We start from the raw sequence: 17,245 nt of genomic DNA on the forward strand, positions 1-17,245 counted from the left end.
CGATGATCGTTGCGAAAGTCGCCGCGCGGCCGTGACGCCGCCCCTGGGCGACTCTCGCGGCGATCACCGACCGACGACTCAGGTGCCCAGCGCGCGGTGGAAGCCGTCCGGGATCACCAGGTGCTCGGGGCTGAGCTCGTCGATCGACGAGATGCCCAGCCCGCGCATTGCGGAGTCGATGCCGCCACGCAGGATGTCGAGGACGTTCTCGACGCCGGTCTGGCCGTTGGCGGCCAGGCCCCACAGGTACGCCCGGCCGATGAGCACGGCGCGGGCGCCGAGCGCGACGGCCTTGACGACGTCGGAGCCGCGGCGGACGCCGCCGTCGAGGACGACCTCGACCTGGTCGCCCACGGCGTCGGCGATCGGCTTGAGCATACGGATCGCGGCGGGGGTGCCGTCGAGGTTGTTGCCGCCGTGGTTGGACACCGACAGCGCGGTGACGCCCGCGTCGACCGCGCGCTTGGCGTCGTCCACCCGGCACACGCCTTTGAGCAGGAACGGCCCATCCCACTCCTTGCGCATCCACTCGACGTCGTCCCACGTGGGGGTGGGTGTGGTCATCCACTCGTAGTAGGCGCCGAAGAAGGTCGGCGCGCTGCCCCCGGGCGGGGCCAGGTTGGGGGCGGTGAGGTCGGGGATGAGGCCGGCCCTGCCGAACTCCCACATCCACCGTGGCCGGGTCAGCACCTGCGGGGCGAACCGGATCGCGGTCTTCAGGTCGACCTTCTCCGGGATCTCCGGGCTGCCCCAGTCGCGGCCGATGGAGAACGACCAGTCGAGGGTGGCGATGAGGCCCTTCGCGCCGGCGGCGCGGGCACGCTCCATGCGCTGGACCACGACGTCGCGGTCACCGGTCCAGTACATCTGGAAGAAGGTGTTCGGGTTGGCCTCGACCACTTCTTCGATGGACTTGCTGGCGAAGTTGCTCAGGCTCATCACCGTGCCGCGGGCGGCGGCGGCGCGGGCGACGGCGACCTCGCCGTCGGGGTGCACGGCTTGGACGCCGGTGGGGGAGATGACCACGGGCAGCGAGATCGGCTGACCCATGATCGTGGTGTCCATCGCGCGTTCGGGCCGGGTGCCGACGACGTGCGGGGCGAAGCCGAGCTCGCGGAACGCGGCGGTGTTGTCGTCGGCGGTCTGCCCGCGCTCGGAGCCGGCGACCAGCGCGCCGTAGACCGACGACGGCAGGCGCTTCTTCGCGCGGCGCTGGGCGACGGCGACGGTCTCGAACCACGGGTTCTGCGCCCAGGGATTGGACAGCCAGTTCGGACGGGGCATCGTCGCCTCCTCAGTGGGGTGTGCCTGGCAGATTAATGGCACTGAGGGACAAAAAGAAGAGGCGGTTGCTAACCTGCCCCCGATGGCCACCCCGCCCGCGCATGGCGCATCCCTGCTCGGCCGCCCGCCGGTCACCAGCCATGCCGAGATCGAGCGGGCGGGCTTCCGGCTGTTCGCCCAGAGGGGGTTCGACGGCACGACCCTCGACGCCATCGCTGCCGAGGTCGGGATCTCGCGCCGCACCCTGCTGCGCTACTACGACTCGAAGAACGACATCCCCTGGGGCCGGTTCAGCGAGACCCTCGACGGCTTCCGCGCGACGCTGGTCGCGACGCCGGTCGACGTGCCGCTGCACGAGGCGGTGCACGCCGCCGTACTGGCCTTCAACCGCTTCGACCTCGACGCCCACCCCTCCCACCGAGAGCGGATGCAGTTGATCCTCACCACGCCCACGCTGCAGGCGCACTCGGTGCTGCGGTACGGGGAATGGCGCCAGGTGATCGCCGAGTACGTCGCGCTCCGGCTCGGCCTACGGCCCGACGACCTGTTGCCGCGCACCGTCGGGCAGGTGAGCCTCGCGCTCACGCTCTCGGCGTACACGCACTGGCTCGACCACCCCGAGCTCGCCCTGCACGACCTGATCGACACCGCGATGGCGGGCCTGCGGAGCTACCTCGGATCGGCCTGACCGGACGGTGAGGCACACGCGTTCCTAGCCGCGCGGGGTGACGTGTTCGTCGAGGTGCGCGACGTCCGCGGCGGCATCGGCCCAGTCGCCGTCCCAGGAGAGCACCGCGATGGCCGCGGTGCGCATCTCCCGGTCCTGCCCGCCGAGCAGCTCGACGAGTTCGGCGACGCCGGGGTTGTGGCCGATCAGCAGCGCGCTGTCGGCGGTGTCCGGCAGCTCGCGGATCACGGTGAGCAGATCCTCGGGCGGGGCGCCGTAGATGCGCTCGTCGACGGTCGGCGACGGCGGGTCGGTGAGCTCGGCGGCCACCAGCTCCCAGGTCTCCCGCGTCCGCTTCGCGGGCGAGCAGACGACGGCGCCGAGGCCGTCGACGTGCTCGCGCAGCCACCGCCCGGCGGCCGGCGCGTCCCGCCCGCCCCGCTTGTTCAGCGGGCGTCCCGCGTCCGGTACGCCGTCTGGCCACGCCGACTTCGCGTGCCGCAGGAGCACGAGCCGGCGATGCGGTGGCGAGTCGGCCATGACGCCCACCCTGCCACCACCGCGCCCGTCACCGATGGGCGGCACTCTCGTCAGACGGGTTCGGACCCAGCGCCACCGGCGGATCGGCCGGCGTCATCCCGACCTCCGGCGCGGGGCGGCCGGCGAACAGGTTGATGACCGGGTCCCACCTGCTGGCCTTCCCCGCAGGGAACCGGCGCTGCGCCCGGGCCAGGCGACGGGAGCCGGAGCGGTAGAACCGCCGCGCCCACGGCGAGCGGGGCCGCGCGAGCCTGACCGCCGCCACGTAGGCCAGCACCGGCACCAGCATGCCGAGGATGCCGAGCACGATCCGGCCCTTGAACAGCGCGATCACGATGAACAGCAGGTTCACGGCGATGAGGACACCGGCGACGGTCATGCCGTCCGACGAGTCGACGTCCCACGGCGCCGCCTCCGTCAGCAGCAGCCCGCCGACGATCACCGCGACGAGCACGGCGTCGACCGACCGCCGCCCTTCCGGACCCCAGTAGACGTCGTCGAGGTGCAGCCACAGGGCGAACTCGTCGAGGGTCAACGCGGCACCTGCGCCGAAGAACGCGGCCAGGATCTGGCCGCCCGGCGCCTCGGGACGGTAGGCGAACTCCAGCGCGCCCGACCCGAGGAGCAGGAAGATCCCGTACACCTCGTGGTGGATGTGCACGCCGCCCATGGTGTTGTCGCGGAACGGGCCGCGACCGTCGCGGATCATGTGGGTCACGTAGCGGGTGATCAGGAACGTCACGACGAACGCCACGAGCATGAAGAACGTGGGCTTCAGGACGACCGACGCCAGTTCAGCCCACATGGCCGTCCCCTCCCGTCACGAGCCCGGTATGCCCGACCGGCCGGATCACTGTGCCATCCCGACCGCGCGGTGCGCCATGAGAACCACCCGGTGCGGTTGCAGCGTCAGGCCGTGGCCCCGCAGGTCGACGGCACGGTGACGGGAGCCGGCACGGCGGTCGGAGCCGATGTCGGTCCGCGCGCTGCGGCACTCGGCGACGGCGACGGTGCCGGGACCACCGGGGGCGGCGCCGGCGCCGGGACGACCGGCGGTGCGAGCGTGGCGCGCACGACCCGCCGCATGAACGGGATGTCCGGGTCGGCGGGGGTGAACCGTCCGCGCGCCGTGCCCGGGTCCGGCAGGTCCGGGTCGAAGGAGACACTGCGCAGCACCGGCCGGTGCTCGTCGGCCAGCGCGAGCAGGGCCGGCAGCAGGGACCGGGGGATGCTCGTCGTCACCGACGCCGCGGTCGCGCCCGCCACCGCCTGGAAGTGGGTCACGACGTCCGCCGGGCTCTTCTGCGCGATCAGCGCGCTGATCAGGCAGCGCTGACGGCCCATGCGGTCGTAGTCGTCGGAGTTGCGCCGGGAGCGGGCGTACCAGAGCGCCTGGTCGCCGTCGAGGTGCTGGACGCCGGCGGGCACGTACCCGTCGGGGCTCACGTGGCGGCCGCTGTAGGTGACACCGCCGATCGGCAGCGGCTCCGGCCCGACGTCCACCGTCACCCCGCCGAGCGCGTCGATCAGGGCGGCCAGCCCCTCCATGCTCACGGTGACGTAGTGGTGCATCGGGAGCCCGAGCATCGTCGAGATCGACGACATCAGCAGGTTCAGGCCGCGGTCGGCGGTCGGCCCGGCGGGGGCCAGCCGGGGGTGCTCCCTGCCGTACTCCGCGACGTTGTTGAGCAGGAAGTCGCCCGACGTCGGCGACCGCGGGTTGTGGAAGCCGTCCGGGAACCGGGCTGCCGCCGGGGAGCCCGGCGGGAACGGTGCGTGCTCGATGTTGCGGGGCAGGGCGAACAGCGTGGTGGCCGCGGTCCGGGTGTCCAGGCTGGCGACGATCATGGTGTCTGTCCGGGCGCCCGTGCGGTCCGGTCCGGCGTCGCTGCCCAGCAGCAGCACGTTCAACCGCGGCGGCAGCACCGGGCCGGCTGCAGCAGGTCCTCCGGCCGCGACGGGTGCCGGGCCCGGGGAGAACACCTGGTCGAGGAGCGTCCGCTGCGTGTTGGCCAGCTCCGCGGTGGCCCCGAGCGGGATGGCCACCCCGACGCAGAGCGCGGCGGCGACCGCCGCGCCGAGCACCTGGTCGCGGGTGCTGCGGGTGCGGGGGTCCGTCGCGACGAAGGTCCACATGATGACCGCCATCCAGGCGATCATGATCAGCACGCACGCGACGGTGACCGTGACCAGGACACCGGGCGACACGAGGCTGCGCAGCAGTCCGGCGCGACCGATGCTCACCGCGACGAGGGCCAGCACTCCCAGACCGCCGAGGAAGATCGCCATGACCCGGACGCCGGTCCGGCGGCGGCCGAGCAGGATGTGCCCGAGCCCGGGGAGTGCGGCGGCCGCCGCGACGGCGCCGAGCGAACGGCCGACACCGACCGGCGGCGGGCGATGCGCCGACCCGGTCCACGCACCGCGTCCGACCAGGGCCACGAGGCCGATGTTAGGTCGGGTCGGGGCGACATTCGAGCCGAACGAGTGATCTTCACCGGACGACACACGTCGATGACATGCAGGATCACTGACAGTGAGCCGCAGCGGCGAGCGCGGTCGAGCAGTCGCGCGCCTCCGGGGTGAGCGTGACGCCGTCGCGGCGCCGCTCGAACAGGTCGCGGCCCGCCGACTGCGTGTATCCGAGCACGCGCCCGGCCGCGCAGGCGGCGGTGGCGGGTCCGCCGCACGATCAGCTCGGTTGATCGTGCGACAGCAAACCCCGGCTGATCGGCCCGGATAGGCCCCGCACGATCAGCTCGGTTGATCGTGCGGCAGCAAACCCCGGCCCCGGTCCCGGCACGGACTCAGTAGGTCGCCCGGCCGCCGCTGATGTCGTACACCGCGCCCGTCGAGAAGCTGACGGCCGGCGAGCACAACCAGGCGACCAGCTCCGCCACCTCCTCGGCCCGCCCGAACCGGCCCATCGGCGTGAGCGATTGCGAGCGCGCGAGGATCGCCGGGTCCGTGTCGGCGTTCATCGGCGTCTCGACTGCGGCCGGGGCGACGGCGTTGACGAGCACCCCGGTCGTCGCCAGCTCCTTGCCCAGCGACTTCGTCAGCCCGATCACCGCCGCCTTCGACGCCGAGTAGGCGCTCTGCGTCGGGTTGCCGTCCTTGGCCGCGATGCTCGCCAGGTTGACGATGCGCCCCCAACCGGCTGCGACCATGCCCGGCGCGAACGCCCGGCACAGCAAGAACGTGCCGTCGACGTTCACCCGGAACGTCGCCTGCCACTCGTCGAGGTCGAGATCAATGAGGGGGCGCGACGGTCCGACGACACCCGCGCTGTTCACGAGGATGCCGACCGGGCCGATCGCGTCGCGCAGTGCGTCGACGGATGCGGGGTCGATGACGTCGAGCTTCTCGTCGGCCCCGGGGGCGAGATCGGCCGTGACGACCCGGAGCCCCGCGGCGCGCAACCGGGCGGCGGTGGCGGCGCCGATCCCGCTCGCGCCGCCGGTGACCAGCGCCGTCACGTCGGGATAACTCATGCCTGGCTCACCGTGGGCTCAGTTGAAAAGTCGACCCCCGCGAGGTCGCGCGCCGCGATGAACCCGAACGCCATCGCCGGGCCGATGTTGATCCCGCCCGCCGGGTAGTGCCCGCCCATGACACTCGCCTGGTCGTTGCCCACGGCGTAGAGGCCCGGCACCGGGGCGTCGGCGGCATCGAGGACGCGGGCCCGTGCGTCGGTCGCCAGCCCGGCGAACGTGCCGAAGCTGCCGGGCACGACCCGCACCGCGTAGAACGGCCCCTTCTCGAGCGGGCGCAGCGACGGGTTCGGCCCGACCGTCGGGTCGCCGCCGTAGCGGTTGAACGGGGTCGACCCGCGGCCGAACTCGGGATCCTCGCCACGGCGGGCGTCGCGGTTGAACTCGGCGACGGTCGCCGTGAGGCCGGCGGGGTCGATTCCGCAGGCCCGGGCGAGCTCCTCGAGCGTCCGGCCCTTCTTCAGGTAGCCGCTGCGCAGGTACGGGAACAGCGGCACCGGCAGGGGCTTGGCCATCCCGAGCGGGAAGCGGCGCACGAACCGGGCGTCCGCGATCTGCCACGACTGCACCGGCTCGCCCTCGGGCGCCGCGGCGATCATCGCGGTGACGTAGTCGTGGTAGCCGTTCGCCTCGTTGACGAACCGGCGACCTGTCGAGAGCACCCCGATGCTGCCGGGCTTGGCACGGTCCATGATGTGCGGGAACGTGCCGGTCCGCCCCGACCGGTAGGGCACCAGCGACACCGGGCACCAGGCCGCAGGGGAGTGGAGGTCCGTGCGCAGCCGGCCGCCCGCGGACTCGCCGAGTGTGGTGCCGGCGCCGTCCGCGGTGGCCGGGGCCAGCGACCAGTGCTCGGTGCCGGTCGGCGTGCGGGGGAACAGCGCCCGGCGGCGGGCGACGTCGTGGGGGAAGCCGCCGGCCGCGAGCACGACACCCCGGGCCGCGGTGATCCGCAGGGGCCCGTCGGGAGTGTCGGCGACGACGCCGGTGACCCGGCCGTAGGACCCGCGGAGCAGCTCGGTGACCGGCGACGAGACGCGCACGTCCACGCCGAGGTCGAGGGCCGAGCGCAGGAGCCGGCCGACGAGCGCGGTCCCGTTGACCAGCTGCAGGCCGCGGCGCCGGGTGACCAGGTCGTAGACGTGCCGGGCGACGCGGCGGGTGGCGTGCAGCAGGCCGCGGGGGTTGCCGCGGGAGGCGGAGAGGAACGCGGCGAGGTCCGGCCCGGCCATGACACCCATGCCGAGGAACGAGGTCTCGTACAGCTGGCGGCGGAGCTTCACCAGCACGTCGTCGCCGAGCGTGCGACCGTCGACGGGCGCGGGCGCGACCGAGCGGTGTCCGGTGCCGGCACCGGGCAGGTCGCCGTAGACGTCGTTGATCGTCGCGCCGGGCACGAACGTCAGCGCCGTCTGCTCGTGGAAGAACCGCACCATCTCCGGCGCGGCGGCGAGGAAGGCGTCGACGCGCGCGGAGTCGTAGTCCGCTCGGAGAACCGCACGCAGGTAGGTGCGGAACTCCTCGACGTCCTCGTGCACACCGTCGGCGTGGGCGAGCGGGTTGCCCGGGGCCCACATCCAGCCGCCGGACCACGCCGTCGCGCCGCCACACACGTCCGCCCGCTCGAGGACGACCACCCGCAGGCCGTGGTGGGCGGCGGTGACGGCGGTCGAGAGGCCGCCGGCTCCGGCTCCGACCACGACGACGTCGGCGGTGACGGACTGGGCGGGGGACGGGGTGGTCACGGTGTCGGGTCTCCTCTGTGTCGCGACGCGACACGGTTATGTACTGGATCAAACATAATCATCGAGCTATTGTGTTCTTCTAGGACAGCATGGGACGTGCCCGTCGCGCAAGACCCGAGGGAGTCGGCATGGAGATCAGGTGGCTGGAGGCGTTCGTGGCCGTCGCCGAGGAGCTGCACTTCGGGCGGGCGGCCGCGCGGCTCCAGCTCGCCCAGTCGCCGCTGAGCCAGACGATCCGCAAGCTGGAGCGGGAGCTGGGTGTGACGCTGTTCGATCGGAGCACGCGCAGCGTTGCGCTCACCCCCGCCGGCGAGGCGCTGCTGCCGCACGCCCACCGCGTCTTCGAGGAGCTCGAGCTGGCCCGGCAGTCGACCCGGGCGGTCTCCGGGGTCTTCTACGGGACCGTGAGCATCGGTTTCTCGGGCGCGCTCAACCACCTCACGCTGCCGCCGCTCACCCGCGCGGTACGCCAGCGGTACCCGGAGGTGACGCTGAAGCTGGTGGGGCGGGTGATGACCCGCGACGGCGTCGAGCAGGTGGAACGGGGAGCACTCGATCTCGCCTTCGTCGCGCTGCCGCTGGACCCGTCGCCGGCGGTGACGACGCGGCTGATCGCGAGGGAGCCGCTGGGTGTCGCCCTGCCGGTCGACCACCGGCTGGCGGCCGAGTCGGCCGTCGACCTCGTCGATCTGGCCGACGACGGCTTCATCACCACGCCCGGCGCGGTGGGGTCCGGGCTGCAGGAGGCGGGCTTGCGGGCCTGTGTCAACGCCGGGTTCCGGCCGCGGGTCGTCCAGGAGATCACCGACCCGTTCATGATCCTCACGCTGGTCGCGGCGGGGGTCGGTGTCGCGCTGCTCTCGGCGGAGGTCGCGGACATCATGCCTTCGGGATCGGTGTACGTGCCCCTGCGCGGTGAACCGACCTACCTGAACCACGCGATCGCCTGGTCCGCCGACAACCCGTCGACCGTGCTCAAAGCGGTGCTCGCGGTCGCCGAGGAGGTGCTGCCGACACCCGATTAAGCTCTCCGGGCACATTGTCAGTGAATGATTTCGTGTTGGACACGGCATAGTACCGCCTGTGACTCTCATGGCATCCCCCGCCACTGCTGCCGGCCGAGAGGAACGCCATGTCCGTCACCGCAGGGTCCGTGCCCGTGCACGCCCCACCCCGTAACGATCCCCGTAAGGCCGCGCTGTCCGGCTTCCTGGGCAGCACGCTCGAGTACTACGACTTCTTCCTGTACGGCTCCGCCGCCGCGCTCGTGTTCGGCCAGGTGTTCTTCCCGGCCTCCGGGGCCGCCGCGACGCTGCTCTCGATCGCCACCCTCGGCGTCGCCTACGTCGCCCGGCCCCTCGGCGCCATCCTCTTCGGCCACATCGGCGACCGCTTCGGGCGCCGCGGCGCCCTGCTGGCGACGCTGCTGATGATGGGCTTCTCGACGTTCCTCATCGGCTGCCTGCCCTCCTACGACACGATCGGGATGGCCGCGCCGGTCCTGCTGGTGCTGCTGCGCCTCCTCCAGGGCCTGTCGGCGGGCGGCGAGTCGCCCGGCGCCAGCTCGCTGACCGTCGAGCACGCCCCCGACGGCCGCCGCGCGTTCTTCACCAGCTTCACGATGAGCGGGATCATGTTCGGGATCGTGCTGTCGAGCATCGTGTTCATCCCGGTCGCGGCGCTGCCCGACGACCAGCTCCTGAGCTGGGGCTGGCGGGTGCCGTTCTGGCTCAGCCTGGCCGTGACCGCCGTCGCCTACGTCCTGCGCAGCCAGCTCCAGGAGCCCGAGGTCTTCCAGGAACTCCAGGAGCAGCACGAGACGGCGTCGGCACCGATCGTCGAGGTGTTCCGCGACCACTGGCGCACCGTCGTCCGGATCGCCGTGTGCGCGAGCTTCGCCATGGTCAACACGATCGTCAACGTCTTCGCGCTGGCCTACGCGACGAAGGTGGCAGGCGTCGACCGCGGCACGATGCTCGCGGTCATCGCGGTCGCGAACGCCGCAGCGGTCGTCACCCAACCCCTGTACGGTATGCTCGCCGACCGCATCGGCCGCAAGCCGGTGTTCGTGACGGGCGTGCTGTCGGTGGGCGTCATGGTGTTCGTCTTCTTCCACGCCATCGGCACCGGCCACGTCGCCCTGATCTACGCGTCCGCGGTCGTGCTCATCGGTGTCTGCTACGCCGCGCCGAACGGCGTCTACGTCTCCTGGTTCCCCGAGCAGTTCCCGGCACGCGTCCGGTACAGCGGGATGGCGGTCGGACTCATGGTCGGCCTGCTCGCCTCGGGTTTCACGCCCGCGCTGGCGCAGGTACTCAGCTCGGGTGAGTCGGCGAACTGGACGCCGGTGGCGTGGATGTGCGCGGGCTTCGTCGTGGCGGCCGCGATCGCCGCGTTGACCGCGCCGGAGACCTTCCGCACGCCGACCGCAGAGCTGGGGAGGTCCTAGATGCGCGTCGGAATCGTCGGCTGCGGCAACATCGCCGGCAACCACGTCACGGCGTTCCGCGCCGCCGACACCGAGGTCGTCGCCTGCTGCGACGTCGACGCCGGACGGGCTGCGGCGTTCGCGGCCCGGCACGGCATCCCCAGCTCCGTGACCTCGGTCGATGCGCTGCTCGACCCGGGCGTGGACGTCGTCAGCGTCTGCACGCCGCACCCCACCCACGAGGCGGTGGTGACTGCCGCGGCAGCTCGGGGTGCGCACGTGCTCTGCGAGAAGCCGATCGCGATCGACCTGGCCGCGGCCGGGCGGATGACCGCGGCGTGCGACGCGGCCGGCGTGACGCTGGGCGTGCTGTTCCAGCGCCGGTTCTGGCCCGCGGCGCAGCGCATACGCGCCGCGATCGACGACGGCACGCTCGGCACGCCGTTCCTCGGGCACGCGACGGTGCTGCTGCACCGCGACCCGTCGTACTACACGGCGGACCCGTGGCGCGGCACCTGGGCCACCGACGGCGGGGGAGTGCTGACGACCCAGGCCGTGCACAACATCGACCTGCTGCAGTGGTTCATGGGCGACTGCGTGGAGGTCACCGCGGCGCACACGACGGTGAAGCATCCGATCGAGGTCGAGGACACCGCGGTGGCGACGTTGCGCTTCGCCTCCGGCGGGCTCGCCACGCTGGCTGCCTCGACCGCACTGACGCCGGGGCTGGGCACGCGGGTCCTGGTGACCGGTCCGGGCGGAACGGCCGGGCTCGCCGAGTACCCGGAGGGCTCCGAGGGGGTCAACGATGTCTGGGCGGTGCCCGGCGCCGAGTCGGTCCGGTCGCCGTTCGGCACCGGGCTAACCTCCGACATCCCGCTGTCGGCGATCAACGGAAGCCTCGCGCCGTTCCACACCCTGCAGATCGCCGACTACGTCGACGCGATCCGCGCCGGCCGCGAGCCCGCCGTCACCGGCCGCGAGGCGACGAAGTCGCTGGCCGTCCTCACCGCGCTGTACGCCTCGGCGAAGTCCGGGCGGCCCGAGCCGGTGCCGTCGTCGAAGGAGAATCGTCCATGACCCCGCCGATCGGTATCGCCCATCTCACCCTGCTGTGGTTGACGCCGCCCGAGCTGGTGGCCGTTGCCGCCGACACCGGCTACGACTTCGTCGGGATCCGGGTCAAGGCCGTGACCGCAGGCGAGCGCCGCTACGCGATGGAGCCCGGGTCGCCGCTGTCGCGGGAGACCGTGGCCCGGCTGCGCGACACCGGCCTGGAGGTCCGCGACATCGAGTTCCTCCCGCTCGGACCCGACACGGGACGGGACGACTGGATGCCCGCGCTCGAGGCGGGCGCGGCGCTCGGCGCGCGGACGTTCAGCGTCGTCGGTGTCGACGAGGACCGTGGCCGGCTGACCGACACGCTCGCCCGCCTGGTCGCCGACGGTGCCCCGTACGGCATCCGCCCGACGTTGGAGCCGATCAGCTATCAACCTGTCAGCCGGGTCGCCGAGGCCGCCGGCATCGCCCGCGCCGCCGGTTCCGCCGTGCTGCTCGACTCCCTGCACATCCAGCGGGGCGGCAGCACGATGGACGAGGTCCGTGCCCTGGAGCCCGACCTCGTGCCGCTCGTCCAGCTCTGCGACGGGCCCCTGGTGCTGCCGCCGGTGCTCGACCTGCCACCGGGAACACCCGCCGAGGGCACGGCCCGCCACGTCGAGTCGCGGGTGCAGCGCGAGGTCGTGGGCGAGGGCGAGTTCCCGCTCGCGGAACTGCTCGGCGCCGTCACGGCGGGCACGCCCCTCAGCGTCGAGGTGCCGCACGCCCGGCTGCAGGTCCGCTTGTCCCCGCGCGAGTTCGCCGCGCACAACCTCCGCGCCGTGCAGGCGCTGCTCGCGAAGGAGAACAGCCGTGTGTGACGAGACCATGTCTGCCGAGAGGTGGGACGACGAGATCGATCTCCTCGTGCTCGGGACCGGCGCCGGCGGCCTCGCCGCCGCCGTCACCGGGGTGGACCAGGGCCTCTCGACCCTCGTCCTCGAGAAGACCGAGTACCTCGGCGGCACCACCGCCTACTCGGCGGGCACCTGCTGGATTCCGGGCAACCGCTTCCTGGACGACGACAACGACGTCGAGGAGGCGAGCCGCTATCTCGACGCGCTGGTCGGTGACCGGGCTCCGCGCGAGCTGCGCGAGGCCTACCTCGCGCGCGGCGGCGAGATGGTGGAGTACCTCGACAGGATCGGCGTGGGTTTCTGGCACTCGAAGACGGTCGTCGACTACCACCCGGAGATCCCCGGCTCGGCCCGCGGCCGGGCGCTGGAGCCGCAGACCTTCGACGGGCGGGTGCTCGGCAAGGCGGACTTCGGCCGCGTCCGTCGCCCGGTCCCGGAGTTCGCGCTGTTCGGCGGGACGCTGATGGTGCGCAGGGCCGAGGTGAACGACCTGCTCGGGATCTACGCGGGCTCCGTGCGCGGCGTGCTCACGGCGTTGCGGCTGGGCGTGCGCTGGGCCGCCGACCGGCTGCGGTATCCACGCGGCACCCGGCTGGCCATGGGCAACGCGCTCGTGGCCAACCTGTTCCACACGCTGCTGCAGCGGTCCGGGCAGGTCTGGTTCCGCGCGACCGCCACGCGCCTGCTGACCGACGACGGCCGCGTGGTCGGCGCGATCGTCGCGTACCAGGGCCGGGAGCTGCGGGTCCGCGTCCGCCGCGGAGTGGTGCTGGCCGGGGGCGGCTTCTCGGCGAGCCCGGACTGGCGGGCGAAGTACCTGCCGTCGCCGACCCCGCAGTACACGCGGGCCGGGGAGGGCTCGACCGGCGACACCCTCGCGCTCGCCCGGGCCGTCGGCGGGGCGCTTGGCGAGCCGCGCGACGACAACGCGTTCTGGTTCCCGAGCTCGATCGGACGCCGCCGCGACGGCTCGACCGTGGTGTTCCCGCACATCTGGGACCGGGCCAAGCCCGGCATCGTCGCGGTGAACGCGGCGGGGCGGCGGTTCGTCGACGAGTCGGTGTCCTACCACCGGTTCACCCGCGCGATGTACGACTCGCACAAGTCGGTGCCGACGATCCCGGCCTGGCTGGTGATCGACTCCCGGGCGCTCGCCCGCTACGGCCTCGGCATGATTCGCCCGCACACCCCGGCGCCGATGCTGCGGAAGTACATCGAGGCCGGGTACCTGCAGCGGGGCGCGACGGTCCGCGAGCTGGCGGCGTCGATCGGGGTGGATCCGGACGGGCTGGAGCGCACGGTCGCCGACGCGAACCGGTACGCGCGCATGGGGGTGGACGAGGAGTTCGGCAAGGGCACCAGCGTGTTCGGCCACCAGTACGGCGACGCCGGGCACACGCCCAACGTCAACCTCGGCCCGATCGAGACGGCGCCGTACTACGCGATCGCCGTGGTCCCGACGCCGCTGGGCACGGCGCTGGGGCTGCAGACCGACCCGTCGGCGCGGGTGCTCGACGAGGCTGGCGAGCCGATCCCGGGGCTCTACGCGTGTGGCAACGACGCGCAGTCGGTGATGGCGTCGGAGTACCCGGGGGCGGGCTGTCAGGTGGGTGCGGGCCTGACGTTCGGCTACGTGGCTGCGCGGCACGCGGCTGCTCGGGCGAGCTGATCGTGCGGCACCGATCGGCCGCATGAGGGCGCCGGAATCCTCCGGACGATCAACCCGGCTGATCGTGCGGCACCATTCGGCCGCCTCAGGCCGGCTGAAGCGGCCGCACGATCAACCCGGCTGATCGTGCGGCGCCATCCGTGTCGCCGGCGGGCAGTCAGTCCGCCGGGCGCCAGCCCAGCGCCGGGCCCAGCTTCGTCGCGATGTCGGTCAGGATCTGGACGTAGTCGTCGGCGGCGAAGCTGAACGGCAGCGCGAACACGACCTCCCGGACCAGTCGGAAGCCCGGATCCGCGTAGAGCGCCTCGGCGATCTGGTCCGCGGAGCCGACGATGTCGCGGGCGAACATCATGCGTGCCGGTCCCTGCGGCGTCGCGGTCCGGGCGGTCCGCGCCTCGGCGTACGCCGTGTACTTCGCCCGTTGCTCGGGTGTCGCGCCGTCGGTCGGGATCACGACGAGCCCCTGCGAGGCGCGAGCCGCCGCCCCGGCCGGGTGGTGCGCCCGGAACGTCTCGAGGTGCGAGCGCTGGACCTCCGCGAAGTCCTGCGACTCCTCGGCCCGCACGACGTTGCTCGACAGGAAGTTGAGGCCGTTCTCCCCGGCCCACTGCGCCGACCGGAGGCTCGCCCCGCCGTACCACATCCGGTCGCGCAGGCCGGGGGAGTGCGGCTGGACGCGGTCGGAGAACTCCTCGATGCCGGCGGTGCCGCGGAACGGGCTGGCCTGCTCACCCGCGACGAACCGCAGCAGCCGCAGCACGCGCTCGTAGCTGAAGTCCTCGACGTCGCCGGTGTCGGGGTAGAGCGCCTCGCGCACCTCGTCGTAGCGCATCGGCGGCCCGACGCTGACGCCCGGATTCAGCCGACCGCCGGAGAGGATGTCGACCGTCGCGAGATCCTCGGCCAACCACAGCGGATTCTCCCAGCCCAGCGGGATGACGGCGGTCCCCAGTGCGATGCGCCGGGTGCGCTGCGTCGCGGCGGCGAGCACGGCGACGGGGGAGGAGATGCCGTACTGCAGATGCCGGTGGCGCACCCAGGCGCTGTCGAACCCGAGCTGCTCGCCGAGGTCGATGACCTGCAGGGTCGTCTCGTGCCCCGCGCCGGGGTCGGCACCGTCGAACGAGCCGATGGTGAGGAAGCCGAGCTTCTCGAGCGGTTCCGAGGGCGAGGGCATGCGGTGGCTCCTTGGTCCGGGTCACCGCGATCATCCCGCACCGGGCGGCGGTGAGGTGCCGTCGACGGGCTCAGCCCCGCGGTCGCCCGGTGCGATCGATCACCTCGCGGATCCGAACAGCTCGGGGAACGCGTGCCTGAGGTCGGCGACGGCCGGTGTCGATGCGGATGCGTGCACGGACGGCACCTTCTCGCCCGATCGGCGTGATGCGGTGTGCGCCTCCCGGATGAAGCGGGCGACCTCGAGCAGGGTGTCGGCAGTACGGAGTGCGTTGACGAAATTCGTCACGACCAGGCCTCCTGGGGAGCGGAGCGTGGGAGACGGGCGCGGATGCCCCGGTGATCGTTGCCTGATCAGGATCATCCGTTCGGGAACGGTAAAACACGCATCGGAGAAGATCAGTCACGCTGCGGTGAGCGAGTCAGCCGCTGCGGCGAACGACCTACCCGTCGGTCGTCAGGCCGGCGCTGTCCGTCCGCCGTACAGCAGCGTACGGCGACGTACAATTCATGGATGGAGCACCTGACGATCAGCGAGGCGCGCGCGCGATTGCCGGAGATCCTCGACCGGGTCGCGACCGGTGAGGAGATCACGATCACCCGGCACGGGCGGGCAGCCGCGGTCATGCTCCGTCCCGACGCGGTCCGCGCGCGCCGGGGTGAGGCCGTCCTCGACGACGCCCGCCGGATCCAGGAGATGCTCGACGACGCGGCGACGCGTCCCTTGCCACCTCCGGTGGTCGCCGTAGATCGCGGCGAGGAGATGGTGAAGGGCATCCGCGCCGAGCGCGACCGGACCTGATGGACGCGTTCGATGCGGATGTGATCATCTACGCGGCTGTCGTGGACCATCCACTCGGACGTCGTGTGCGCACGCTGTTCGACGTCGTGCAGGGAGTACATGCGGGTGTGGGTTCGGTCGTTCTGCTGCCCGAAGTACTGGCCAAGCCGATGCGCGACGGAGCCACACATGAGGTCGCCGCACTCGTCGGGCTGCTGAGCCGACTCGACCTGCGGCCGGTCGACGCCGTGACCGCAGAGGTCGCGACGTCGCTCGCGGCAACTCACCGGCTTCGGGCCGCGGACGCACTGCATCTCGCGACAGCCGTCGTGACGGGAGCGGACCGCTTCATCACGAACAACCGCCGCGACTTCGGACCGTCGATCACCGAGATCGACGTCGTGCATCCCGATGCACTAGCCGAGCCATGACCCCTCACTGCTGGTCCCGCCTCACCACCAGCCCTTCCGCCGCCTCCACACCATCAGCACCGCCGACATCACCAGCATGACGGCCAGCACCACCACGAGCGGCCCGACCAGCACGTGGTCGGCCACGATCACGTTCATCCCGAGGATCGAGCTCAGCGCCGTGATCGGCAGGGTCACCGCCGCGATTACCGCCAGCCGCTCCGCCGCGATGGTCATCTTCGTCCCGGTCCGGGTCTGGTAGAACTCGATCACGCCCTGCAGGTACTCCCGCTGGCTGTCAGCCATCGCGGCGATCCGCCGGAACTGGTCCTCGAGGTCGACGAGCCCCGCTGCGCCCGCGCTGCCGAAGACCTCCCTGCGCACCATGCGGCCGTACACCTCGCGGCTCGACGCGGCATCGTGTGTACGGCGAGCAGGCCGTGCCGCACGGCGAACAGCTCCTCCAGGAACTTCTCCGAGTCGCCCATGTGCCCGTCGGTCACCTGCCGCTCCAGCGCCCACACGTCGTGGGTGAGCGAGGTGAGGAAGTCGCGCATGCGGTCGGCGACGACGTTGACCAGCGCACCCAGTTCGGCCCGACGAACTGGTCGATCTCGACGAAGTGCACGTGCCCGCGCTGCCCCTGTTCCGGAGCGTGCAGAACGAGGAAGGCCTGGTCGGGATAGGTGTGCACCTTCGCGACGGGGTTGCGGACCGCGCAGTCGTGGACGGCGCGCTCGTGCAGGTGCAGCCGCTGCGACAGGTACGCCGCGGTCTCGGCGTCCCAGTACATGACGTCGATCCAGACCAGCCCGGGCCCGTCGAGTAGTGCCTCGATCCGGCCCGGCGAGCACCGCTCGACCCCGGCCTCGGTGATGAGCCGCACGTCCACGGCCTCACGCTCCTCGCCGTCGCGCCGCCCCGCCACTCGTCCGCGGCGTCGCCGTGCGGAAGAATGCAGGCCGGGTCGGGATATCCCTACCTCGGCGCGGGGGAGGTCCCTACCCGTCCGAGGTGCCTTCCCCCTCGCCCGGAGGCACCATCGGCGACACTCTCGTGGAGCAGCGGAGCCTGGTAGCCGGGCCCTGCACCCTCC

Annotated in this window: 19 protein-coding genes; 8 read left to right on the forward strand and 11 right to left on the reverse strand. The window is 72.3% G+C overall.

What is annotated here, in order from left to right; genetic code table 11:
- Nucleotides 1–78: 78 nt before the first annotated feature.
- Nucleotides 79–1,284: a pre-mycofactocin synthase MftD gene (mftD, locus tag RM445_RS12495; RefSeq protein ID WP_311556376.1), complete on the reverse strand. Its 1,206-nt coding sequence runs from the start codon at nt 1,282–1,284 to the stop codon at nt 79–81.
- An 82-nt stretch (nt 1,285–1,366) separates the two neighbouring features.
- Between mftD and mftR the strand changes: the two genes are divergently transcribed.
- A complete protein-coding gene (gene mftR / locus RM445_RS12500; protein ID WP_311556377.1) occupies nt 1,367–1,972 on the forward strand; it encodes a mycofactocin system transcriptional regulator in 606 nt (201 codons plus the stop codon).
- A 24-nt stretch (nt 1,973–1,996) separates the two neighbouring features.
- Here the strand turns inward: mftR and RM445_RS12505 are convergent, their stop codons facing one another.
- From RM445_RS12505 to RM445_RS12530, 6 genes are all read right to left on the reverse strand, one after another.
- Nucleotides 1,997–2,491: a SixA phosphatase family protein gene (locus RM445_RS12505; RefSeq protein ID WP_311556378.1), complete on the reverse strand. Its 495-nt coding sequence runs from the start codon at nt 2,489–2,491 to the stop codon at nt 1,997–1,999.
- A gap of 28 nt (nt 2,492–2,519) precedes the next feature.
- On the reverse strand, nt 2,520–3,296 hold the full coding sequence (locus RM445_RS12510) for a hypothetical protein (protein WP_311556379.1): 777 nt from the start codon (nt 3,294–3,296) through the stop codon (nt 2,520–2,522).
- A gap of 104 nt (nt 3,297–3,400) precedes the next feature.
- On the reverse strand, nt 3,401–4,933 hold the full coding sequence (locus RM445_RS12515) for an LCP family protein (RefSeq protein WP_311556380.1): 1,533 nt from the start codon (nt 4,931–4,933) through the stop codon (nt 3,401–3,403).
- 85 nt (nt 4,934–5,018) lie between these two features.
- Nucleotides 5,019–5,141 (reverse strand): hypothetical protein, encoded by a 123-nt coding sequence (locus RM445_RS12520; RefSeq protein WP_311556381.1) that lies wholly within the window; start codon nt 5,139–5,141, stop codon nt 5,019–5,021.
- A 157-nt stretch (nt 5,142–5,298) separates the two neighbouring features.
- The gene (locus tag RM445_RS12525) at nt 5,299–5,985 is read right to left on the reverse strand and encodes an SDR family NAD(P)-dependent oxidoreductase (protein ID WP_311556382.1); all 687 of its coding nucleotides are present in this window, start codon (nt 5,983–5,985) and stop codon (nt 5,299–5,301) included.
- Nucleotides 5,982–7,730 (reverse strand): FAD-dependent oxidoreductase, encoded by a 1,749-nt coding sequence (locus tag RM445_RS12530; RefSeq protein WP_311556383.1) that lies wholly within the window; start codon nt 7,728–7,730, stop codon nt 5,982–5,984. Before RM445_RS12530 ends, RM445_RS12525 begins: the two co-directional genes overlap by 4 nt.
- Before the next feature lie 128 nt (nt 7,731–7,858).
- Here RM445_RS12530 and RM445_RS12535 point away from each other — a divergent pair, with 128 nt between their 5' ends.
- The 5 genes from RM445_RS12535 (at nt 7,859) to RM445_RS12555 (ending at nt 13,782) form a co-directional block, all read left to right on the forward strand.
- The gene (locus RM445_RS12535; protein ID WP_311556384.1) at nt 7,859–8,755 is read left to right on the forward strand and encodes a LysR family transcriptional regulator; all 897 of its coding nucleotides are present in this window, start codon (nt 7,859–7,861) and stop codon (nt 8,753–8,755) included.
- A gap of 107 nt (nt 8,756–8,862) precedes the next feature.
- Complete coding sequence (locus RM445_RS12540; RefSeq protein ID WP_311556385.1) at nt 8,863–10,179, forward strand: MFS transporter; 1,317 nt, start codon at nt 8,863–8,865, stop codon at nt 10,177–10,179.
- The gene (locus tag RM445_RS12545) at nt 10,180–11,238 is read left to right on the forward strand and encodes a Gfo/Idh/MocA family protein (RefSeq protein ID WP_311556386.1); all 1,059 of its coding nucleotides are present in this window, start codon (nt 10,180–10,182) and stop codon (nt 11,236–11,238) included. It begins immediately after the preceding gene.
- The gene (locus RM445_RS12550; RefSeq protein ID WP_311556387.1) at nt 11,235–12,077 is read left to right on the forward strand and encodes a sugar phosphate isomerase/epimerase family protein; all 843 of its coding nucleotides are present in this window, start codon (nt 11,235–11,237) and stop codon (nt 12,075–12,077) included. The genes RM445_RS12545 and RM445_RS12550 overlap by 4 nt, the downstream gene beginning before the upstream one ends.
- A complete protein-coding gene (locus RM445_RS12555) occupies nt 12,070–13,782 on the forward strand; it encodes an FAD-binding protein (protein ID WP_311556388.1) in 1,713 nt (570 codons plus the stop codon). Before RM445_RS12550 ends, RM445_RS12555 begins: the two co-directional genes overlap by 8 nt.
- Before the next feature lie 157 nt (nt 13,783–13,939).
- On the opposite strand, the gene RM445_RS12560 is transcribed toward RM445_RS12555, so the two are convergent.
- Both RM445_RS12560 and RM445_RS12565 read right to left on the reverse strand, forming a co-directional pair.
- Nucleotides 13,940–14,959: an LLM class flavin-dependent oxidoreductase gene (locus RM445_RS12560; RefSeq protein WP_311556389.1), complete on the reverse strand. Its 1,020-nt coding sequence runs from the start codon at nt 14,957–14,959 to the stop codon at nt 13,940–13,942.
- A gap of 99 nt (nt 14,960–15,058) precedes the next feature.
- Nucleotides 15,059–15,247, reverse strand: coding sequence for a hypothetical protein (locus tag RM445_RS12565; protein WP_311556390.1), 189 nt, complete (start codon nt 15,245–15,247; stop codon nt 15,059–15,061).
- 225 nt (nt 15,248–15,472) lie between these two features.
- Here RM445_RS12565 and RM445_RS12570 point away from each other — a divergent pair, with 225 nt between their 5' ends.
- Together RM445_RS12570 and RM445_RS12575 are read left to right on the forward strand one after the other, a co-directional pair.
- Nucleotides 15,473–15,760, forward strand: coding sequence for a type II toxin-antitoxin system Phd/YefM family antitoxin (locus tag RM445_RS12570; protein ID WP_311556391.1), 288 nt, complete (start codon nt 15,473–15,475; stop codon nt 15,758–15,760).
- The gene (locus RM445_RS12575) at nt 15,760–16,170 is read left to right on the forward strand and encodes a type II toxin-antitoxin system VapC family toxin (protein WP_311556392.1); all 411 of its coding nucleotides are present in this window, start codon (nt 15,760–15,762) and stop codon (nt 16,168–16,170) included. Before RM445_RS12570 ends, RM445_RS12575 begins: the two co-directional genes overlap by 1 nt.
- A gap of 21 nt (nt 16,171–16,191) precedes the next feature.
- Here RM445_RS12575 and RM445_RS12580 read toward each other — a convergent pair whose 3' ends face one another.
- Both RM445_RS12580 and RM445_RS12585 read right to left on the reverse strand, forming a co-directional pair.
- A complete protein-coding gene (locus RM445_RS12580; protein WP_311556393.1) occupies nt 16,192–16,671 on the reverse strand; it encodes a CorA family divalent cation transporter in 480 nt (159 codons plus the stop codon).
- Nucleotides 16,649–17,041 carry a CorA family divalent cation transporter gene (locus RM445_RS12585; protein ID WP_311556394.1) on the reverse strand — a complete coding sequence of 131 codons (393 nt, stop codon included), beginning with the start codon at nt 17,039–17,041 and terminating at the stop codon, nt 16,649–16,651. Before RM445_RS12585 ends, RM445_RS12580 begins: the two co-directional genes overlap by 23 nt.
- Between the last annotated feature and the right edge of the window lie 204 nt (nt 17,042–17,245).

The organism is Pseudonocardia charpentierae (assembly GCF_031845345.1).
In the GTDB taxonomy this organism is placed as follows: Bacteria; Actinomycetota; Actinomycetes; order Mycobacteriales; family Pseudonocardiaceae; genus Pseudonocardia; species Pseudonocardia charpentierae.